We start from the raw sequence: 19,311 nt of genomic DNA, 5'->3' as shown, positions 1-19,311 counted from the left end.
AGGAACGCGCATGCGCCGTCCTTTCGCCCCAGTACTGGCCCTTGCGGCCGCCGCAGCCCTCATACCGCTGGCATCCCCCGCCCCGGCCGCGACAAACGACGTCATCATCGGGGGCCATCCGGTCGACATCGCTCAGAGTCCGTGGACGGTCGCACTGTCCAGCCGTGACCGGTTCGGGGGAACGCGGGCCGGGCAGTTCTGCGGCGGCGTGGTGATCGGCCCGTCGCTCGTGCTGACCGCGGCCCACTGCCTGAGCCCGCTCGTGCTGGGGGCACCACCGCAGCAGATGCACGACTTGAAGATCATCGCGGACCGTACCGACCTGCTGTCCAGCAAGGGCAAGGAGATCCCGGTGCGCGACACCTGGGTCAATCCGCAGTACGACGCCGCCACGAACGCCGGGGATTTCGCCGTGATCACCCTCGCCTCCCCGCTGCCCCAGAGCTCGGTCATCCGTATGGCCCCCTCAGGGGATCCCGCGTACACACCCGGCACGGCCGCCGCGGTCTACGGCTGGGGAGATACGACAGGCACAGGCAACTACGAGCTCAGTCTGCGGTCCGCGAGCGTGAGCGTACTGTCCGACTCCGTCTGCGGGCGGGCGTACCCGGGGAGTGAGGACGGAACCTATCAAGCCACTTCCATGGTGTGCGCCGGGGCGGTCGCGGGTGGGCGGGATGCCTGTCAGGGGGACAGCGGCGGCCCGCTGGTGGCCCAGGGGCGGCTGATCGGCCTTGTGTCGTGGGGCAGCGGCTGTGGGCAGGCAGGAAGCCCCGGGGTCTACACACGGGTCTCGGACGTCGTCAAGGCGCTCGGCACGGGCCGCTGAGGGCGTGGGGGGAAACGGTACGGACCACAGCGGGTCGCGGATCACGGGGCGCCGGGGGAAGTGAACCTGGTGGCGCGTGGAGGGGGCTCGGGAGCGATTCGGGCCGGTGGCGTGTGGAGGAGGTGCGCTGGAGCGGTATGGGCCGGTGGCGCGTCAAGGCACGCCGGAGCGGGCCGGTGGCGCGTGAAGGTGCGCGGCAAGGGTGTGAACCGGTGACGCGTTGAAGTGCGTGAGCCCGGTGCGCGTCACGCCCGCACGGGGCCCTGACGCTCCGGGCGGTGGCGCACTGCACCGCCCGGGACCGGGAAGCGGTACGCATACGGGCGGTCACCCCGAGTAGCAGGGGTGACCGCCCGTACACCGGCCTATTGCCAGAGCTGGCTCGTCGTCGTTGACGCGAAGTGTCAGCGCTCTTCGTCGTTGGACGTTGCCGGGACCGACGTCAGTCGCTCCGTCTCGTCCTGTATCTCAGCGGCGATCTTCTTGAGTTCCGGCTCAAACTTGCGCCCGTGGTGGGCGCAGAAGAGCAGTTCACCGCCGCTGAGGAGGACGACGCGCAGATATGCCTGGGCGCCGCAACGGTCGCAGCGGTCAGCGGCCGTCAGTGGGCTCGCGGGGGTCAGAACAGTAGTCACGTCGCCTCTTCTCTAGCTCGACGAGCTGTCGTACCAGGGTCAACATCCAACCAGGCCGAAAACGTTCCCGCTCGTGGCTTTTCCTCGAAAAATTCTTCCGGGGCGGCTGTCTGCTGCCGGGTGGCGGCGAATGAGCCGTATTACGTGTCTTTGTGTCTTACGGGTTCGCGCTGTCTGTCAGGGTCAGTCCTCCCCGGCTGGCTTGCCGGTTGTTCATGAGGACGTGCCCGGAGCCTAAATGGTTCATGCCTGGAAGGGAACGTGATATGTACTTCACTCCATCGAGGGATCGAACACTCATGCGAGCCTGGACTAGTCTGAGTTCATGCGAGGGTGGCGTTACAACGGCTCTACCAGGCCTCGGTACCCTCTGAGCGGAGACCGAAGCCGACCCCTTACCCAAAAGGGTCCCATCTGAAATTCAGCGAGGAGCGAACCGCGTGACCGCCGACACGTCCGTGCCGTCCACAGCGTTGCTGACCGGAGCAGACCGGGACGGTTCCAACTACACCGCGCGGCACCTGCTCGTCCTCGAGGGGCTCGAGGCCGTACGCAAGCGCCCCGGCATGTACATCGGCTCGACCGACAGCCGCGGTCTGATGCACTGCCTGTGGGAGATCATCGACAACTCCGTGGACGAGGCCCTCGGGGGCTACTGTGACCACATCGAGGTGATCCTGCACGACGACGCCTCGGTGGAGGTGCGGGACAACGGCCGCGGCATCCCGGTCGACGTGGAGCCCAAGACCGGCATGTCGGGCGTCGAGGTCGTGATGACCAAGCTGCACGCGGGCGGCAAGTTCGGAGGCGGCTCGTACGCGGCCTCCGGCGGTCTGCACGGCGTGGGCGCCTCCGTGGTGAACGCACTCTCCGCCCGTCTGGACGTCGAGGTGGACCGTAGTGGCCACACCCATGCGGTGAGCTTCCGGCGCGGCACCCCGGGAGCGTTCAAGGCGGACGGTCCCGAGGCCGCCTTCGACGCGAGCAGCGGGCTGCGCAAGCTGAAGCGGATCCCCAAGACCCGCACCGGCACGCGCGTGCGCTACTGGGCCGACCGCCAGATCTTCCTCAAGGACGCCAAGCTCTCCCTGGAGAACCTGCACCAGCGCGCCCGCCAGACCGCGTTCCTGGTGCCCGGCCTGACCATCGTCGTCCGTGACGAGTACGGGCTCGGCGAGGGCGGCAGCAAGGGCGAGGAGTCCTTCCGCTTCGACGGCGGCATCAGCGAGTTCTGCGAGTACCTGGCCGCCGACAAGCCCGTCTGCGACGTCCTCCGCTTCTCCGGGCAGGGCACCTTCAAGGAGACCGTCCCGGTCCTTGACGACCACGGGCAGATGACGCCCACCGAGGTCACCCGTGAGCTCGGCGTCGATGTGGCGCTGCGCTGGGGCACCGGCTACGACACGAACCTCAAGTCGTTCGTGAACATCATCGCCACGCCCAAGGGCGGCACCCACGTCGCCGGCTTCGAGCAGGCCGTCGCCAAGACGATGAACGAGGTGCTGCGGGCCAAGAAGCTGCTGCGGGTCGCCGAGGACGACATCGTCAAGGACGACGCACTGGAGGGCCTGACCGCCGTCGTCACCGTGCGCCTCGCGGAGCCGCAGTTCGAGGGGCAGACCAAGGAGGTCCTCGGCACCTCGGCGGCCCGCCGGATCGTGACGAACGTGGTCTCCAACGAACTCAAGGCCTTCCTGACCACCACGAAGCGGGACGCGGCCGCGCAGGCCCGGGTCGTGATGGAGAAGGCCGTCGCTGCCGCGCGTACGCGGATCGCGGCCCGCCAGCACAAGGACGCGCAGCGTCGGAAGACGGCCCTCGAGTCCTCCTCGCTGCCCGCCAAGCTCGCGGACTGCCGCAGCGACGACGTCGAGCGCAGCGAGCTGTTCATCGTCGAGGGAGACTCCGCGCTCGGCACCGCCAAGCTGGCCAGGAACTCCGAGTTCCAGGCGCTGCTGCCGATTCGCGGCAAGATCCTCAACGTCCAGAAGGCGTCCGTCACGGACATGCTCAAGAACGCCGAGTGCGGCGCGATCATCCAGGTCATAGGGGCCGGGTCCGGGCGGACGTTCGACATCGACGCGGCGCGGTACGGGAAGATCATCCTGCTCGTCGACGCCGACGTCGACGGTGCGCACATCCGGATCCTGCTGTTGACGCTGTTCCAGCGGTACATGCGGCCGATGGTCGAGGCGGGGCGGGTGTTCGCGGCGGTGCCGCCGCTGCACCGCATCGAGCTGAGCCAGCCCAAGAAGGGCCAGGACAAGTACGTCTACACGTACTCGGACCGTGAGCTGCGCGAGACGCTGCTGGAGCTGCAGCGCAAGAACGTGCGCTACAAGGACTCGATCCAGCGTTACAAGGGTCTTGGCGAGATGGACGCCGATCAGCTGGCGGAGACGACGATGGACCCGCGTCACCGGACGCTGCGGCGGATCAACATCTCCGACCTGGAGGCGTCCGAGCAGGTGTTTGACCTGCTGATGGGGAACGATGTCGCTCCCCGTAAGGAGTTCATCTCCAGCTCTGCGGCGACGCTGGATCGGTCGCGTATCGACGCGTAGGCGCTGCGCTGGCGGCGCCGGGTGGCCTGTGGTGGGTCGGGGCCGTGGCGGTGTGTCGAGCCCGTCGCCGCTGGATCAGACGTGGGCCGGGCAAGGGAGCCGCTGCTCGATCCGGGCGTAAGCGTCGGGCTTGCGACGCACCGCCACGGCCCCTTCCGTGTGAGGGCCGGGTGCCGGTGGGTGGGGCTGGGCGTGTTGTTCCCGGCGCCCGTGAGAAGCGTTGGTGCGCGTCTTACAGCCCGTCCGGCGTTTGAGCACGAGGCCGTTCAGGCCGACAGGGGGGTCTGGGGGCGCAGCCCCCAGGCACGGGACGGGTAGGGGCGGCGGGGGCGAGAAACGCGGTTGGGGGCGTGGGGGCTCCACCCGTGGGTGGAGGGATGGGGTGGGTGCGGATCCACCCGCGATCCACCCCGGCTCCGATCTGCTGAGCTGCCGATTTCCGTAGCGTCGAAGGCGTCGACAGCGCTCGCTGTCGGAACCCGCTCTTCCTCGCCCACGGAGGTCGTGATGTCCGGGCTCGTCAATGCCATGGTGATCCTCGCCGTTGTTGTGCTGGTCATCGCGCGCCAGTTCCGTACGCGCAGGATCAGCACGGACAGGCGCTGGTGGATCGTGCCCGCCGTCCTGGCCGTGATCGCTCTGCGGGAGTCGGGCCTGATCGACATCCACCATCGGACCGAGGCGATTCTGCTGCTGGGGGCAGAACTGTTCATCGGGCTGGCCACCGGAGCCGCGTGGGGGTGGACGACACGGATATGGACGGAGCCGGACGGCTCGGTGTGGAGCGAGAGCACCAAGGCCAGCGCGGCCGTCTGGGGCATGGGCATAGCCCTGCGGCTGGGACTGTTCGGCATCGGCACCCTGCTGGGTGTCCATCAGGACAGCTCCGCCCTGCTGCTCGCCCTCGCGGCCACTCTGCTGGTCCGCTCCGGGATCCTGGCCTGGCGCTCTCAGTCTCTGTACCCGGCCGTCGCGCAGGCGACGGCGTACGGTGACGACGTGCCCCAGGGCTCGTGGAAGGAGCGCGTGTGACGGAGAACGCCTTGAAGCGCTGGCCCTCCCGCGAGGCGCTGTCCCGGGCGGGAGTGGTCAAGTCCAGGCGCGCGCTCGCCTGGGCCGCGCGCCTCTTCGCCCTCGGCCTGCTCCTGTGGACGACCTTCACGAGCGGCCATCTGGGCGCCTGGAAGATCGCGGCGGGCGCTCTGGGGGTCCTCGTCTGCGGGCTGGCGGCGTGGGCCTTCTGGCGGACCACGCTCGAACACCGTCTGCTGCCGTCTCTGGCGCTGCTCGCCCTGCTGCTCGTGATCGCGACGGTGGGAGTGAGCACGGGCTTCCGGGTGCCGGCCATCGTCCTGTGGTGCGGGTGCGCCATCAGCGCCATAGAGAGGCTGCCGCTAGTGGCGGCGCTGCCTGCCACCTCCGTGGCACTGAGCGCGTTCGCGGCGGTCAACAACGACGTCTGGCTGACCACGGCGGCCACCGCCGGGGGGCTCGCCCTGGCCGGATACGTGCTGCGCCTCGACGCGGAGGCCCGCGGCAGTGCCCAGCGGTTGCTCGCTCAGGAGCGGGCGGCTCGGGTGGCCGAGGCGGAGTCCGCGGCGCTCGCGGAGCGGGCCAGGATCGCGCGGGAGATCCATGACGTCCTGGCGCACAGTCTCTCGGCGCAGATGGTGCATCTGGAGGCGGCCCGGCTGCTGATCGAGCGGGGCGGCGACCGGGAGCAGATCCTCGAGCGGGTCGTGGCGGCGCGTGGGATGGCCCGTGAGGGGCTCGCCGAGACCCGGCAGGCGCTCTCCGCCCTTCGGGGGGAGATGTCCCCGGTGGAGGACTTCCTGAGCGAGCTGGTCGCCACGGCGGACGGCGCCGACATCACCGTCGCGGGTGAACGGCAGCCGCTGCCCGCCGAGGCCTCGCAGGCGGTGCGCAGGGTGGCGCAGGAAGCCCTGACGAACGTCCGCAAGCATGCGCCGGGCGCCAAGGTCCACATGCGACTCGAGTACGGCGAGCACGAAGTGACCCTCGGAGTACGGGACTCGGGAGGACCGCCGGGCGAACTCAGCGGTGCGGGGGCCGGGTACGGTCTGCTGGGCATGCGGGAGCGTGCTGAGCTGCTGGGCGGCTCGTTGGAGGCCGGGCCGGACGAGGAGGGGTTCGTGGTGACGTTGAGGGTGCCCGTATGACGGAGGAGGGGACCAGGAAGCCGGCTCGGGTCGTGGTGGCGGACGACCAGACCGTGGTGCGCGAAGGCATTGTGATGCTGCTGGGCCTGCTGCCGGGGATCGAGGTCGTGGGTGCGGCCGGGGACGGCCACGAGGCCGTGGCGCTGGTGGCCGAACTCGCCCCGGACGTCGTGCTGATGGACCTGCGCATGCCGCGCTGCGACGGTGTCGAGGCGACCCGGCGCATTCGCGCTGAGCATCCGGGGACACAGGTCGTCGTGCTCACCACGTACGCGGACGACGAGTCGCTGTTCCCCGCGCTCAGAGCGGGAGCCCGGGGCTATCTCACGAAGGACGCGGGCGGCGACGAGATCGTGCGCGCGGTGGAAAGCGTGCTGTCGGGGGACGCGGGACTCTCGCCGAGCATTCAACGGCGGCTGCTGGAGCGGCTGTCGGAGCCGGCGCCCTCGGCCGTTGCGCCCGTGGAGCCGCCCGATGGGCTCACCACGCGGGAGACCGAGGTGCTGCTGCTGATCGCCGAGGGACTCACCAATCAGGAGATCGCCCGCAGGCTGCATGTCTCCCCCGCCACCGTGAAGACCCACATCAACAACCTCTTCGCCAAGACGGGTCTCAAGGATCGTGCTCAGGCGGTGCGTTACGCCTTTGGGAAAGGTCTCGTACGGCCACCGACGGGATGAGTCACCTGATGGGGTGAAGAGCGCGGAGAGAAGAGTCCGGGATCTTCCCGATCTGTCCATCCTTGGGCACGCGGCAGAAAAAGGGTCGCGGACAAGGAGAGTTCGGTGGAGAAGCACGACGGTCGCGATACCGGGGAGGTCCGGTTCGATGACCCCTGGTACGACGCGCTGGCCTCCGGCTGGGGTGAGTTGGACAGCACGGGCGCGCCCGCTCACGCCGTGCCGTTCGCGCGCCCGGAGCACGAAGGTCGCACGGGCGGGACGGCCGACGTCTATCTGGAGGTGCAGCGCAGCGCGGCTTTCCAGGAGGTGCGCAGCCGGTACCGGAGGTTCGTGGTGCCAGGCGTCGCCGTGTTCTTCACCTGGTACGTGGGCTATGTGGTGACCGCGACGACGGCGCCCGGGTTCATGGCCCGGCCCGTCGCCGGAGCGGTGAACGTGGCGATGGTGGCGGGGCTCGGGCAGTTCCTCAGCACGTTTCTGTTCACGTGGGCGTACGCGCGGCACGCGCGGCTGCGCAGGGACCGGGCCGCGCTGGATCTGCGCTGGGACACCCAGGAGCTGACCCGGAGCGTCAGAGGTGGTGAGCGGTGACCGGCAACCATCAGACACTGGCGTTGCTGCTGTTCAGCGCGTTCGTGGCGGTGACGCTGGGGATCACGACGTGGGTGAGTCGAAACCGGCACGGGTCGGCCGAGGAGTTCTATGCCGGCGGGCGGTTGTTCTCGCCGATGGAGAATGGTTTTGCCATTTCGGGCGACTACATGTCGGCGGCGTCGTTCCTGGGAGTCACGGGGCTCATCTCGCTCTACGGCTACGACGGGCTGCTGTATGTCGTCGGGTTTCTCGTCGCTTGGCTGGTCGTCCTGTTCCTGGTCGCCGAACTGGTGCGCAACTGCGGGCGGTTCACGCTCGCCGACGTCATCGCGGCCCGGATGAACGAACGGCCGGTGCGGATCGCGGCGGGAACCTCTTCGGTGACCGTGTCCGTTCTGTATCTGGTGGCGCAGATGGTGGGGGCGGGCAGCCTGGTCGCGCTACTGCTGGGAGGTTCGAGCGAAGCGGCGCGGAACTGGACGGTGATCGGCGTCGGCGCGCTCATGGTGATCTATGTGTCGCTGGGAGGGATGCGGGCCACCACATGGATTCAGATCGTCAAGGCGGTCCTGTTGCTGAGCGGTTCCATCGCCTTGACCGTGCTCGTCCTGGCGCGGTTCCACGGGGACGTGAATGAGTTGCTGCGTTCGGCGGCGGCGCGCAGCGGCCATGGTGACGCGTTTCTTGCACCCGGGTTGAAGTACGGCGGGGACTGGACGGCGCGCTTCGACTTCATCAGCCTCGGCCTCGCGCTGGTGCTCGGTACGGCCGGGCTGCCGCACATCCTGTCGCGTTTCTACACCGTGCCCACGGCACGGGCCGCGCGGCGCTCGGTGGTCTGGTCGATCGGGCTCCTAGGGGGCTTCTACCTGATGACGATCGTGCTGGGCTTCGGCGCGGCGGCGATCGTCGGCCCGGCTGCGGTGCGGGGAGCGAACGCGGCGGGCAACACGGCGGTTCCGCTGCTCGCGCTGGATCTGGGCGGCGGCGCGAACTCCGCGGGAGGAACGGTTCTCTTTGCCGTCGTCGCGGCCATTGCCTTCGCAACGATCCTCGCGGTCGTCGCCGGGATCACCCTGGCGTCCTCGGCGTCCGTGGCCCACGACCTCTACGCCTCGATGCGCCGCCGGCACGCGAAGCCCCGCAGCGAGGTCGCCGTGGCGCGTACGGCGGCGGTGGGTATCGGGGTGGTCGCGATCGCGCTCGGGCTGCTGGCTCGCGATCTGAACGTGGCCTTCCTGGTAGGCCTCGCCTTCGCGGTCGCCGCGTCCGCGAACCTGCCGGTGCTGTTGTACTCGCTGTTCTGGCGGAGTTTCACGACCCGCGGCGCCGTGTGGGCCGTATACGGCGGCCTGGTGCCCGCGCTGCTGCTCGTCCTGCTGTCGCCGGTGGTGTCGGGGAGTCCCGATTCGCTGTTCCCGAGCGTGGACTTCCAGTACTTCCCGTTGCAGAATCCCGGCCTGGTGTCGATTCCGCTCGGCTTCCTGGCGGGCTGGCTGGGCACGGTCACATCCGCGGAGCCGCCGGACGAGGCCAAGCACGCCGAGACCGAGGTGCGGTCGCTGACGGGTGCCGGCGCGGTCTGAGGCGGCCTCAGGTGAGTGTCCGGGGGCGCCTCCAGCAGTGGGGGCGCCCCCAGTGACGTACGGCCCAATGACATACGTCGTGTGCCGGGTGGGTGTCATGGGCTCGGCGTACGGCGTGGGGCTAGGGCGCTACCCAGGCGTACCGGTGTTCCGGGCGGCCCGTGTCGCCGTACTTGAGCGAGAGGCGCAGCCGTCCCGCCTGTTCGAGGTGGCGCAGATAGCGCTGCGCGGTGGAGCGGCTGAGCCCGGTCTCGGCCGCGACCTCGTGGGCCGACAGCGGCTGGTTCGCGCGGTGGAGGACACCGCAGATCAGGTCCGTGGTGGGTTCCGAGTGGCCGCTGGGCAGCCCCGGCGACGACGGGACGGGCGTGGTGCGCAGGGCGCTGAAGATCCGGTCGACCTGCTCCTGACCCGCCACGCCGCGCCCGCCGACCCGGTCGACGGTGCGCCGCAGGGCCGCGTACGAGTCGAGGCGGGTGCGCAGCGCGGCGAAGGTGAACGGCTTGACCAGATAGTGCAGTGCGCCCAGGCGCATCGCGGCCTGCACGGTCGTCACATCGCTGGCGGCGGTGATCATGATGACGTCGGTGCCGTGGCCGCGTTCGCGCATGCGGTGCACCAGTTCGAGGCCCGTCTGGTCGGGCAGATAGTGGTCGAGCAGGACCAGGTCGACGGGCGCGCGCTCCACGGCGGCCAGGGCCTGGGCAGCGCTGTGCGCGCGGGCGGCCACCCGGAATCCGGGAACCTTCCCCACGTACTTCGCGTTGATCTCAGCGACGCGGAAGTCGTCGTCCACGACCAGGACGTCAATCATCGGGCCTCTTTCTCTCAAGGCCTGGCGAGCGTTAAGCCCGTGTTTCGGCTCCGCTGTTGTAGCGCGAGCAAAACGAGCACAACAGACTCTTGCAAGCATAAGAAGGCCTTGCGCCCAGAAGACTGATGCTGTGGCCCGCGCCACATCTACGGTCCCGGGCCATGAGCGCAGACACCAGCCCCGCCATTGAGCTGCGGGGCGCGAGCAAGATCTTCAAGACCCCGTCAGGGGGTCTGCACACGGCGGTCAGGGAGCTCGATCTGACCATCGACCGTGGCGAGTTCGTGGCTGTCGTCGGCCCCACCGGCTGCGGGAAGTCCACGACCTTGACCCTGGTGAGCGGTCTGGAGGAGCCCACCGAGGGCGAGGTCCTGGTGGCCGGTGAGCCGGTCGCGGGCGTCGGTGACAAGGTCGGCTTCGTCTTCCAGCAGGACGCCACCTTCCCCTGGCGGACGGTCCTGTCCAATGTCATGGCGGGCCCGCGCTTTCGCGGTGTTCCGAAGACGGAGGCCAAGCAGCGGGCCCGCGAATGGCTGGCCAGGGTCGGACTGTCGGCCTTCGAGGACCGCTATCCCCACCAGCTCTCCGGCGGTCAGCGCAAGCGCGTCGCCCTCGCCGCGACCTTCGTCAACGACCCCGAGATCCTGCTGATGGACGAGCCGTTCTCGGCGCTCGACGTGCAGACCAGGGCCCTGATGTCGGACGAGCTGCTGGAGCTGTGGGAGGGCACGGGCGCTTCGGTCGTCTTCGTCACCCACGACCTGGAGGAGTCCATCGCGCTCGCCGACAAGGTCGTCGTGATGACCGCGGGCCCCGCCACCGTGAAGCAGGTCTTCGACATCGATCTGCCGAGGCCGCGCAAGGTCGAATCGGTGCGCCTGGAGCCGCGGTTCATCGAGATCTACCGCGAGATCTGGGAGTCCCTCGGTGAAGAGGTCCGCATCACCCGAGAGAGGGGCGCCGCGAATGTCGCCTGACGTCATGCCCGAGACCGTCGTCGCGGCGACCGCCACCGAGCCCGCCAAGCCGGGACGCGCCCACTCCCGTGCCCGTGCGGCCCGCAGACGCAGGATGACCGTCGCCGCCGCCCGTGCGGTGCTCCTGGTCGCCGTGCTCGGCCTGTGGGAGGTGTTCGCACGCGCCAAGATCATCGACCCGTTCAACTTCTCCATGCCGTCGAAGATCTGGGACCAGGTCTACACCTGGGTGACCCACGGGACGGCGCTCGGCTCACTCGGCGAGCAGGTCTGGTACACGCTCCAAGAGGCACTGCTCGGCTGGGTCATCGGAGTCGTGGCTGGCGTGGTCTTCGGTATCGCGCTGGGACGCATCGCCTTCCTCGCCGATGTCCTTGGTCCATACATCAAGGTGCTCAACTCCATACCCAGGATCGTCCTCGCGCCGATCTTCGTGATCTGGTTCGGGCTCGGGCCGGCCTCCAAGGTCGCTTCGGCCGTGGTCCTGGTCTTCTTCCCGGTCTTCTTCAACGCGTTCCAGGGTGCCCGCGAGGTCGACCGCAACCTCGTCGCCAACGCCCGGATCCTGGGGGCGAGCGACCGCCGGGTGACGCTTCAGGTCGTCATCCCCTCCGCCACCTCGTGGATCTTCACCAGCCTCCACGTCAGCTTCGGCTTCGCCCTCATCGGTGCGATCGTCGGCGAGTACATCGGCGCCACCAAGGGCATCGGCCTGCTCGTCGCCCAGTCCCAGGGCACCTTCAACGCGGCCGGCGTGTACGCCGCGATGGTCATCCTCGCCGTCGTCGCCCTGCTGGCCGAAGGGCTGCTCACCTTCGCCGAGCGCCGCATCTTCCGCTGGAAGCCGTCGGACTCCGAGAGCTGATCGGCGGACAACACCCGCCCAGGGCGCCCGTTTTCCTCTCAGGGCTCTCCAAGGTGCCCGACTTCCTCTCAACGCTCTCCAGGGTGCTCCCTTTCCGCTCAACGCTCCCCAGGGCACCCCTTTTCCCGCACTGCCCTCTCACAAGGACGTGACCCATCATGCGCAAGACCGCCAGATACTCCGCGCTGGCAGCCGCCGGTCTGCTCGCCCTCTCCTCGCTCACGGCCTGCGCCAACGACGCGGCCTCCACCACCGCCGACTCCGGCAGCAACGGGGGCGGCGGCAAGGGGGAGCACGTCAAGATCATGGTCGGTGGCCTGGACAAGGTCATCTACATGCCGGCGATGCTCACGCAGCGGCTCGGCTACTTCAACGACGAGGGTTTGGATGTCGAACTCCTGAGTGAGCCGGCCGGTGTGCAGGCGGAGACCGCACTCGTGTCCGGACAGGTCCAGGGAGCCGTCGGCTTCTACGACCACACTCTCGACCTGCAGACCAAGGGCAAGGCCGTGGAGTCCGTCGTGCAGTTCTCGCACGCGCCCGGCGAGGTGGAGATCGTCTCCAACAAGCGAGCGGACGACATCACCTCGCCCAAGGACTTCAAGGGCAAGAAGCTCGGCGTGACCGGGCTCGGTTCCTCCACCGACTTCCTCACCAAGTACCTCGCGGTCAAGAACGGTGTGAAGGTCAGCGAGTTCGCGCCGGTCGCCGTCGGCGCGGGTCCGACCTTCGTCTCGGCGCTCCAGAAGGGGGCCATCGACGGCGGCATGACGACGGACCCGACCGTCGCCACGGTCCTGCAGAAGGGCCTCGGCAAGGTGCTCATCGACATGCGTACGCCGAGTGGCTCGCAGGAGGCGCTCGGCGGACCGTATCCCTCGTCCAGCCTCTACATGCAGACGGACTGGGTGAACGGTCACAAGGAGACGGTCCAGAAGCTGGCCAACGCCTTCGTGAAGACCCTCAAGTGGATGTCCACGCACAGCGCCTCCGAGATCGCCGCCAAGATGCCAGCCGACTACTCCCAGGGCAACAAGACGCTCTACGCGACCGCCATCCAGAGCACGCTGCCGATGTTCACCAAGGACGGCGTGATGCCCGTGGACGGCCCCGAGACCGTCGAGAAGGTGCTCAAGGCGTTCAACCCCAACATCAAGAACGCCAAGGTGGACCTGAGCAAGACGTACACCACGGAGTTCGTGAAGAAGGCCGTCACTGGCTGAGGAAGAAGGCCAACGAGGCCACCACCGGAGGAGAAATGACGGCCGCCACTGGTCCAGGTCCAGAGCGGGGCGCGGTCTCTTCCCCCCGCCCCGTGGCCCCGCCTTCGGGAACTTCCCCTCTTCGGCCGTGCCCTCAGGCGCGGGTCGCCCAGACGTAGCGATGCTCCGGGCGGCCCGCGTCGCCGTATTTGAGGGTCAGCCTGGCCCGTCCCGTGCGCTCCAGGAGCTTCAGATAGCGCTGGGCGGTCTGTCGGCTCAGTCCGGTCTCCTCGGCGATCTCCTGGGCCGACAGCGGCCCCTCGGCGGTCACCAGGGCCCGCCGGACGAGCTCCGCGGTCGTGGGGGAGTGCCCTTTGGGCAGGTCCGGCTCCACACTCGCCGACAGGGCGCCGAAAATCCGGTCCACCTGGGCCTGTTCGGCCTCGCCGCCGCCGTCGAGCGTGCGGCGCAGACCCGCGTACGCCTCCAGCTTGGCGCGCAGGCCCGCGAAGGCGAACGGTTTGACCAGGTACTGCAGGGCGCCCTGCCGCATGGCCGCCTGGACGGTCGAGATGTCGCGGGCCGCGGTCACCATGATGACGTCGGTCTGGTGGCCGCGCCGCCGCATCTCCTGGACGACCGCGAGGCCCGTCTCGTCGGGCAGGTAGTGGTCCATCAGGACCAGGTCCAGGTGGGGCAGCGTCTCTATCCCGTGCAGCGCCTCGGCGGCGCTGTGCGCCTCGCCGGCGACACGGAAGCCGGGCACCTTGTCGACGTACGCGGCGTTGACCCGCGCGACCCGCGTGTCGTCGTCCACGACCAGGACCTCGATCATCGCGACTCCTCCTCGGCGGTCGTGGCGGCGGTGGCGCCGGTGGTGTTCTGGGAGAACGTGTCCAGCTGTCGTACGAGTTCCGGTGCGGGCCCGCGGCCGGGTTCGCCCTCCAAGCCCGGGATGAGGCCTTCCGTCGGCACCAGGTCTTCCGTCGGCACCAGGCTTTCCGTCGGCCCGAGACCGGCCTCCGTGAGCGCCTCCGGCAGTACGACCGTGAACTCCGCGCCCCCTCCGTCGGCCTCCGCCGCCTCCGCGCTGCCTCCTTGCCGCTCGGCGAGCCGGCGCACCAGGGAGAGCCCGAGTCCGCGTTTGCCGTGCGCGGGTGGCTTCTTCGTGGACCACCCGTCCGTGAAGATCAGCTCCCGCCGCTCCGCCGGAATTCCGGGCCCGGTGTCCCGTACGCGCAGCACGGCCGTGCGTCCCTCGGCGCGCAATTCGACCTCCACGCGCGCGTGCGGGGTGCCCGCGACGGCGTCGAGTGCGTTGTCGACCAGGTTGCCCACGACGGTGACCAGCCCCCGTGGGTCGACCAGCCGGTCGGGTAGCAGGGTCCCGTCCGCGACCCAGAGAGCCACCCCGCGCTCGGCCGCCACCGTGGCCTTGCCGACCAGCAGGGCGGCCAGCAGCGGATCGTGGATCTTCTCGGTGACCTGTTCCGCGGTGACCCTGTGGTCGCCGACCACCTCGCCGACGAACTCCACGGCGTCGTCGTACATCTCCAGCTCCAGCAGCCCCAGGACCGTGTGCATCCGGTTGGCGTGCTCGTGGTCCTGCGCGCGCAGGGCGTCGATCAGACCGTGGGTCGAGTCGAGTTCACGGCCCAGTTGCTCCAGTTCCGTGCGGTCGCGCAGGGTGGCCACGGCGCCGCCGTCGTCGGTCGGCATGCGGTTGGCGACCAGGACGCGCTGACCGCGCACCGTCAGCAGATCCGTGCCGGTGACCCGTCCGGCCAGCACATCGGTCGTGCGGCCCGGCCCGAGCACGTCGTCGAGCGGCTGCCCGATGGCCTCCGCGTCGAGCCCGAGCAGGCGCAGCGCCTCGTCGTTGAGGAGCCGTACGCGGCCGACACGGTCCAGGGCGATGACGCCCTCCCGAATGCCGTGCAGCATCGCCTCGCGCTCCGCGAGCAACGCCGAGATGTCGGAGAAGGCAAGGTCACGGGTCTGTCGCTGGACCCGTCGGGAGAGCAGGTACGCGGCGAACGCGCCGACGGCCAGGGCCCCGCCCGCGTATGCGAGGAGTCCCGGGATCGCGTGGATCAGCCGGGCGCGCACGCTGTCGTACTCGATGCCCACCGAGACCGCGCCGATGATGTGCCCGTCGGCGTCGCGCAGCGGTACCTTGCCGCGGGCCGAGCGCCCCAGCGTGCCGCTGTCGATCTCCATGACGTCCTCGCCGGCCAGGGCCTGGCTGGGGTCGGTCGAGACGACCCCGCCGATCTGCGAGGTGTCCTTGTGCGACCAGCGCACCCAGTGCGTGTTCATCACCACGACGTACTCGGCCTTGCTGGCCTTGCGGATCCGTTCCGCGGCGACCTGTACGGGGCCGTTCACGGACGGCAGGGTCGTCTGCAGGTCCCTGGCGATCTGCGGCTGGGCCGCCGTGGTCTGCGCGATCGCGAGCGCGCGGTGCATGGCCTCGTCGTCGAGCTGGGCGCTGAGCGGGGCGAGGAACAGCCCCGTCACGAGTACGGCGACCCCGGCGGCTATCGCCACCTGCATCAGCAGCACCTGCGAGAACGCCCGCCGCGGCAGACCGAGGCGCAGTCGTCGTGCGGGGGGAGTGGGGCTCATACCCATGACGGTACGGGGGAGCGCGCGCCGGGCCGAAGGGAGTGTGGCGTGGATCTCTTGAGTGGCGTGTGGGGAAGCTGCGGTCGGCGGGTATGGGCCGGCCTGCTCAGGAGTCCTGGTCAGCAGGCTACGGGGATCGTGGCCCGGGGCATCTCCCGTACGGCCACCACGTCCATCCGGGCCGGGGAACCCAGCGCCGAGCCGCAGCTCTCCGGGCGGGGCGGCAGTGAGGCGCCCTGCGCGACGATGACGCGCCACAGGCGCCCGTCGGTGTGGGCGACGGTCACCTCCCAGCGCGGCGCCGCGCCGTCCGTGCGGACGACGCCGAGGGCTTCCGCGGCGTGCTCTCCGCTGGCCCTGCGCACGGCCAGCTCCGCCGCCTGCCCGGGCCGCTCCCACGCCGAGTTGCCACGGCAGCCCTCCGTGACGACGCGGCCCTCCCGGACGCCTTGGAGGATCTCCTTGACCGCGTGGGCCTCGGCCCGCCCATAGGCGTATCCGTACGGCAGGACGAGCAGGGTGGGCGAGAAGCGGTGACCCCCGAGGTGGGTGACCTCCCACGCGCCCGCCACGCCCGAGGCGGCGAGTTCCGCCGCAAGGGGGCGGCCCAGGAGTGCGCAGCAGCGGTCGCGCTTGCCGTTGGTGCACACGAGCGCGAGCGGGTCGCCCGTGTGGCGCCGACCCTGGAGAGCCACGTCGAAGGTGCGCGGGTCCCCCGAGCCGAGCGCGGTGAAGTCCAGGTCGAGCAACCGCTCAGGAGTACACGTCGTGGCGCTGTGCAGCCATACGTTGCCCGGGGTGGTGTGAGCCGCGTACACCTGGCGCTCGGCGTGCGTACCGCAGTCGGCGTGCCGTCCGGGGCGGCGGATGAGCGCGATCCGCACCCCGGTGTCCTGGGCCGCGGCCTCGAGCGCGCGGCCGAGCGCCGGGTCCAGGTGACTCGACGTGAGCGCCTTGGCACCCCAGGGGCCCGGCTGTTCGAGGAGCAGCCATGTACTCGCGGTCGCCGCGGTCCCCGCGAGGGGCTCGTCGAGGTCCCGGGACGCGGCCGTGCACGTACTCACAGAGGTGAGCCTAACCTGACTTCGCCCAGGGCGACTTCCGACCGTGAGTAATGGGGCGCACTTTGGGCGCATTCGGAGCGCTGTGGGGCGCTCCGGGGCTCACTCGGGGAGTGGCTGCGGCGGCCGCGCTCCTACGTAGTGGCCGCTCGGGCGCATGCGCAGCGGGCGTTCCTCGTACTCCTCCAGGGTGTGGGCGATCCATCCCGCTGTCCGGGCGACGGCGAAAACCGTCTCCCCGGCGGAGGCGGACATGCCGGAGGAGACCGTGAGGACGGCCAGCGCCAGGTCGACATTGGCGTGCAGGGGAGTGTGCCGGGCGGTGGTGGTCACGATGTCCTGGGCCGCCGCCAGGGCGGGTGCCGCGCCCGGGACCTCCTCCAGGAGGGCGAACAGGGCACGCGCGCGTGGGTCCTCGCCGGGGTAGAGCCGGTGGCCGAGCCCGGGGACACGGCGCCCGGCGCGCAGCTCGTCGGCGACCACGGGGGCCGCGGTGCCCTGGTCGAGGACGTCGAGGAGCAGCCGGTGGGCGAGGCCGCTGGCCGCGCCGTGCAGGGGGCCTTCGAGCACGCCGAGGCCCGCCGAGACGGCGGCGTACGGGTGCGCCCGCGCCGAGGCGGCGACCCGCACCGCGAGCGTCGAGGCGGCCAGATCGTGGTCGACGAGCAGGCCGAGTGCCGTGTCCAGCGCACGCAGTGACGCCTCGTCGGACCTCCGGCCGGTGAGGCGTCCCCACAGCCGGTGGGCCAGCGGGCCTTCGTCGCGATGGTCGTGACGCAGGGTCGGGAGGGCGGCGACGAGGGTGGGGATGAGGGTGCGCGCGGTGCCGAGGACGGCGCTCTCCGAGAGGTCGAAGCGCAGTGGATCGGCGGCCGAGGCGGCGATCGCGGCGACCCGGAGCCGATCCGTGGGGCCGCTGTGCTCGGGCAGCGCGTCCACGGCGCGACGGGCGGCGGTGACGGACGCCTCCGGGGCGGTGAACGTGACGCCGGGGCGCAGCTCTCCGGTCCACAGCCATTCGGCGATCTCTTCGTAGGAGTGACGCGCGGCCAGTTCGGTCGCGTCGACGCCTCGGTAGTAGTACCGGTCCTTGTCGATGAGAGTGATGCGGGTACGGACGGACAGCTCGCCGCCGGTGCTCGAACTCCCACTGGAGTCACGCCTGTTGCGCCGGGCGAGTGCCTCCACCTCCTTGGCGTCGAAGGTGCTGCCGCGACCTCCGGGGTCGCGTCGGCTGCTGAGCTGACCGCGGCTCACATACGCGTACACGGTCTCGGGCTTCACGCCGAGCAGCTCGGCGGCCTCCCTGGTGCTGAGCCGCCGGCCTTCGTGGCCTCCGCGTCCTCCAGGTCCTTCGTGTCCTTCGTGCGTCGACCCTGCCGGTTCGTGATCCCTCATGGACGCCACCGTATCCGTGTATCGGCATATTGATCCAATCAATATTGACACCGATCTAGTCAATCATGGACAGTCAAATCAAGTTCAGGGAGGAAAGCATGCCGAACAACCGGGCCGCGACCGCTCCGTCCATCACCCCTGTCGATGTACCGAGAGGACTCTCGGGCGTCGTCGTCACCGACACCGCACTGGGTGACGTCAGGGGGCGGGAGGGCTTTTACCACTACCGCCAGTACTCGGCCGTCGAACTCGCGCAGACCCGCGGGTTCGAGGACGTCTGGCATCTACTGGTCCACGGTGAGCTGCCGGACGCGGCGCGCGGTGCCGCCTTCGCCGCGCGGACCGCGGCACTGCGTGGGCTGCCGCAGGAGGTGCGCGTGGCGCTGCCGGCGATCGCCGCGGCGACCGGACCGTCCGGACCGCTCGCGGGACTGCGGACCGCGTTGTCGCTGCTCGGTGCGTCGTTGGGGTTCCGGCCCGTGTACGACATCGACGTCGACCGGCGTCGCGCGGACACGCTCGCGGCGTGCGCGGCCGTGCCGACGCTGCTCACCGCGCTGTATCGGCTCGGGCGGGGGCTGGAGCCGGTGGAACCGCGTGACGACCTGCCGTATGCAGCGAACTACCTCTACATGCTGACGGGCTCGGAGCCGGACCCGGCGCGGGCCCGGGCCGTCGAGCAGTACTTGATATCAACCATTGATCACGGATTCAATGCGTCAACCTTCACCGCGCGGGTGATCGCGTCGACGGGGGCGGACGTGGCCGCGTGCCTGGTGGGCGCGGTCGGGGCGCTGTCGGGCCCGCTGCACGGTGGTGCGCCAAGCCGGGCCCTGGACACCCTCGACGCGATCGGTACTTCCGACCGCATCGACTCCTGGATCCGTGAACGAGTCCTTGCGGGCGATCGCATCATGGGCTTCGGACACGCGGTGTACCGCACCGAGGACCCCCGCTCCCGCATGCTCCGCGGTATCGCCCAGCAGTTCGGCGGTTCACTGGTCGATTTCGCCGTCGAGGTCGAACACCGGGTGGAGGCGATCCTGGCCGAGCTGAAGCCCGGCCGAGAACTCCACACCAACGTGGAGTTCTACGCGGGCGTGGTCATGGAACTGTGCGGTCTCCCGCGGGAGATGTTCACCCCCACCTTCGCCGCGGCCCGCGTCGTCGGCTGGAGCGCCAACATCCTGGAACAGGCGGAGGACCCGAAGATCATCCGTCCGGCGGCACGGTATGTGGGGCCGGTTCCACCGATGGCGGTGCCGGTGGCCGGCTGACGCGATCCAGTGTCGTGG

17 protein-coding genes are annotated in these 19,311 nt (G+C 69.8%); 11 read left to right on the top strand and 6 right to left on the bottom strand.

What is annotated here, in order from left to right; genetic code table 11:
- Positions 1-10: 10 nt before the first annotated feature.
- The gene (locus KVT44_RS04895) at positions 11-829 is read left to right on the top strand and encodes a serine protease (protein ID WP_217566212.1); all 819 of its coding nucleotides are present in this window, start codon (positions 11-13) and stop codon (positions 827-829) included.
- Positions 830-1,233: 404 nt separating this feature from the next.
- Here KVT44_RS04895 and KVT44_RS04890 read toward each other — a convergent pair whose 3' ends face one another.
- The gene (locus KVT44_RS04890; protein ID WP_075030622.1) at positions 1,234-1,464 is read right to left on the bottom strand and encodes a hypothetical protein; all 231 of its coding nucleotides are present in this window, start codon (positions 1,462-1,464) and stop codon (positions 1,234-1,236) included.
- Between the two features lie 440 nt (positions 1,465-1,904).
- Between KVT44_RS04890 and KVT44_RS04885 the strand changes: the two genes are divergently transcribed.
- From KVT44_RS04885 to KVT44_RS04860, 6 genes are all read left to right on the top strand, one after another.
- Positions 1,905-4,028, top strand: coding sequence for a type IIA DNA topoisomerase subunit B (locus tag KVT44_RS04885; protein ID WP_054229895.1), 2,124 nt, complete (start codon positions 1,905-1,907; stop codon positions 4,026-4,028).
- Between the two features lie 507 nt (positions 4,029-4,535).
- Positions 4,536-5,060: a DUF1453 domain-containing protein gene (locus KVT44_RS04880; protein ID WP_217566211.1), complete on the top strand. Its 525-nt coding sequence runs from the start codon at positions 4,536-4,538 to the stop codon at positions 5,058-5,060.
- Positions 5,057-6,208, top strand: a complete 1,152-nt coding sequence (locus tag KVT44_RS04875; protein WP_217566210.1) for a histidine kinase — start codon at positions 5,057-5,059, stop codon at positions 6,206-6,208. The genes KVT44_RS04880 and KVT44_RS04875 overlap by 4 nt, the downstream gene beginning before the upstream one ends.
- Positions 6,205-6,888 carry a response regulator transcription factor gene (locus tag KVT44_RS04870; protein ID WP_054229898.1) on the top strand — a complete coding sequence of 228 codons (684 nt, stop codon included), beginning with the start codon at positions 6,205-6,207 and terminating at the stop codon, positions 6,886-6,888. Before KVT44_RS04875 ends, KVT44_RS04870 begins: the two co-directional genes overlap by 4 nt.
- Positions 6,889-6,993: 105 nt before the next feature.
- Positions 6,994-7,482, top strand: a complete 489-nt coding sequence (locus KVT44_RS04865; RefSeq protein ID WP_099920285.1) for a DUF485 domain-containing protein — start codon at positions 6,994-6,996, stop codon at positions 7,480-7,482.
- Positions 7,479-9,071 (top strand): cation acetate symporter, encoded by a 1,593-nt coding sequence (locus KVT44_RS04860; protein WP_217566209.1) that lies wholly within the window; start codon positions 7,479-7,481, stop codon positions 9,069-9,071. Before KVT44_RS04865 ends, KVT44_RS04860 begins: the two co-directional genes overlap by 4 nt.
- Positions 9,072-9,192: 121 nt before the next feature.
- Here the strand turns inward: KVT44_RS04860 and KVT44_RS04855 are convergent, their stop codons facing one another.
- A complete protein-coding gene (locus KVT44_RS04855; RefSeq protein ID WP_054229901.1) occupies positions 9,193-9,885 on the bottom strand; it encodes a response regulator in 693 nt (230 codons plus the stop codon).
- Positions 9,886-10,046: 161 nt separating this feature from the next.
- Between KVT44_RS04855 and KVT44_RS04850 the strand changes: the two genes are divergently transcribed.
- From KVT44_RS04850 to KVT44_RS04840, 3 genes are all read left to right on the top strand, one after another.
- Positions 10,047-10,862, top strand: coding sequence for an ABC transporter ATP-binding protein (locus KVT44_RS04850; protein ID WP_217566208.1), 816 nt, complete (start codon positions 10,047-10,049; stop codon positions 10,860-10,862).
- The gene (locus tag KVT44_RS04845) at positions 10,852-11,727 is read left to right on the top strand and encodes an ABC transporter permease (protein WP_217566207.1); all 876 of its coding nucleotides are present in this window, start codon (positions 10,852-10,854) and stop codon (positions 11,725-11,727) included. Before KVT44_RS04850 ends, KVT44_RS04845 begins: the two co-directional genes overlap by 11 nt.
- Positions 11,728-11,885: 158 nt before the next feature.
- Positions 11,886-12,950, top strand: coding sequence for an ABC transporter substrate-binding protein (locus KVT44_RS04840; RefSeq protein WP_190172378.1), 1,065 nt, complete (start codon positions 11,886-11,888; stop codon positions 12,948-12,950).
- Positions 12,951-13,083: 133 nt separating this feature from the next.
- Here KVT44_RS04840 and KVT44_RS04835 read toward each other — a convergent pair whose 3' ends face one another.
- From KVT44_RS04835 to KVT44_RS04820, 4 genes are all read right to left on the bottom strand, one after another.
- On the bottom strand, positions 13,084-13,764 hold the full coding sequence (locus tag KVT44_RS04835; protein WP_054229905.1) for a response regulator: 681 nt from the start codon (positions 13,762-13,764) through the stop codon (positions 13,084-13,086).
- Complete coding sequence (locus KVT44_RS04830; RefSeq protein WP_190172379.1) at positions 13,761-15,557, bottom strand: sensor histidine kinase; 1,797 nt, start codon at positions 15,555-15,557, stop codon at positions 13,761-13,763. The genes KVT44_RS04835 and KVT44_RS04830 overlap by 4 nt, the downstream gene beginning before the upstream one ends.
- 119 nt (positions 15,558-15,676) lie before the next feature.
- A complete protein-coding gene (locus tag KVT44_RS04825; protein WP_217566206.1) occupies positions 15,677-16,621 on the bottom strand; it encodes a sucrase ferredoxin in 945 nt (314 codons plus the stop codon).
- 99 nt (positions 16,622-16,720) lie between these two features.
- On the bottom strand, positions 16,721-18,016 hold the full coding sequence (locus tag KVT44_RS04820; RefSeq protein WP_254648936.1) for a citrate synthase: 1,296 nt from the start codon (positions 18,014-18,016) through the stop codon (positions 16,721-16,723).
- A 98-nt stretch (positions 18,017-18,114) separates the two neighbouring features.
- Here KVT44_RS04820 and KVT44_RS04815 point away from each other — a divergent pair, with 98 nt between their 5' ends.
- Positions 18,115-19,293, top strand: coding sequence for a citrate synthase/methylcitrate synthase (locus tag KVT44_RS04815; protein ID WP_099920279.1), 1,179 nt, complete (start codon positions 18,115-18,117; stop codon positions 19,291-19,293).
- Positions 19,294-19,311: the final 18 nt, after the last annotated feature.

This window comes from Streptomyces sp. GbtcB7 (assembly GCF_019091445.1).
Classification (GTDB): Bacteria; Actinomycetota; Actinomycetes; order Streptomycetales; family Streptomycetaceae; genus Streptomyces; species Streptomyces mirabilis.
This window is presented reverse-complemented; position numbering and strand designations above follow the sequence as displayed.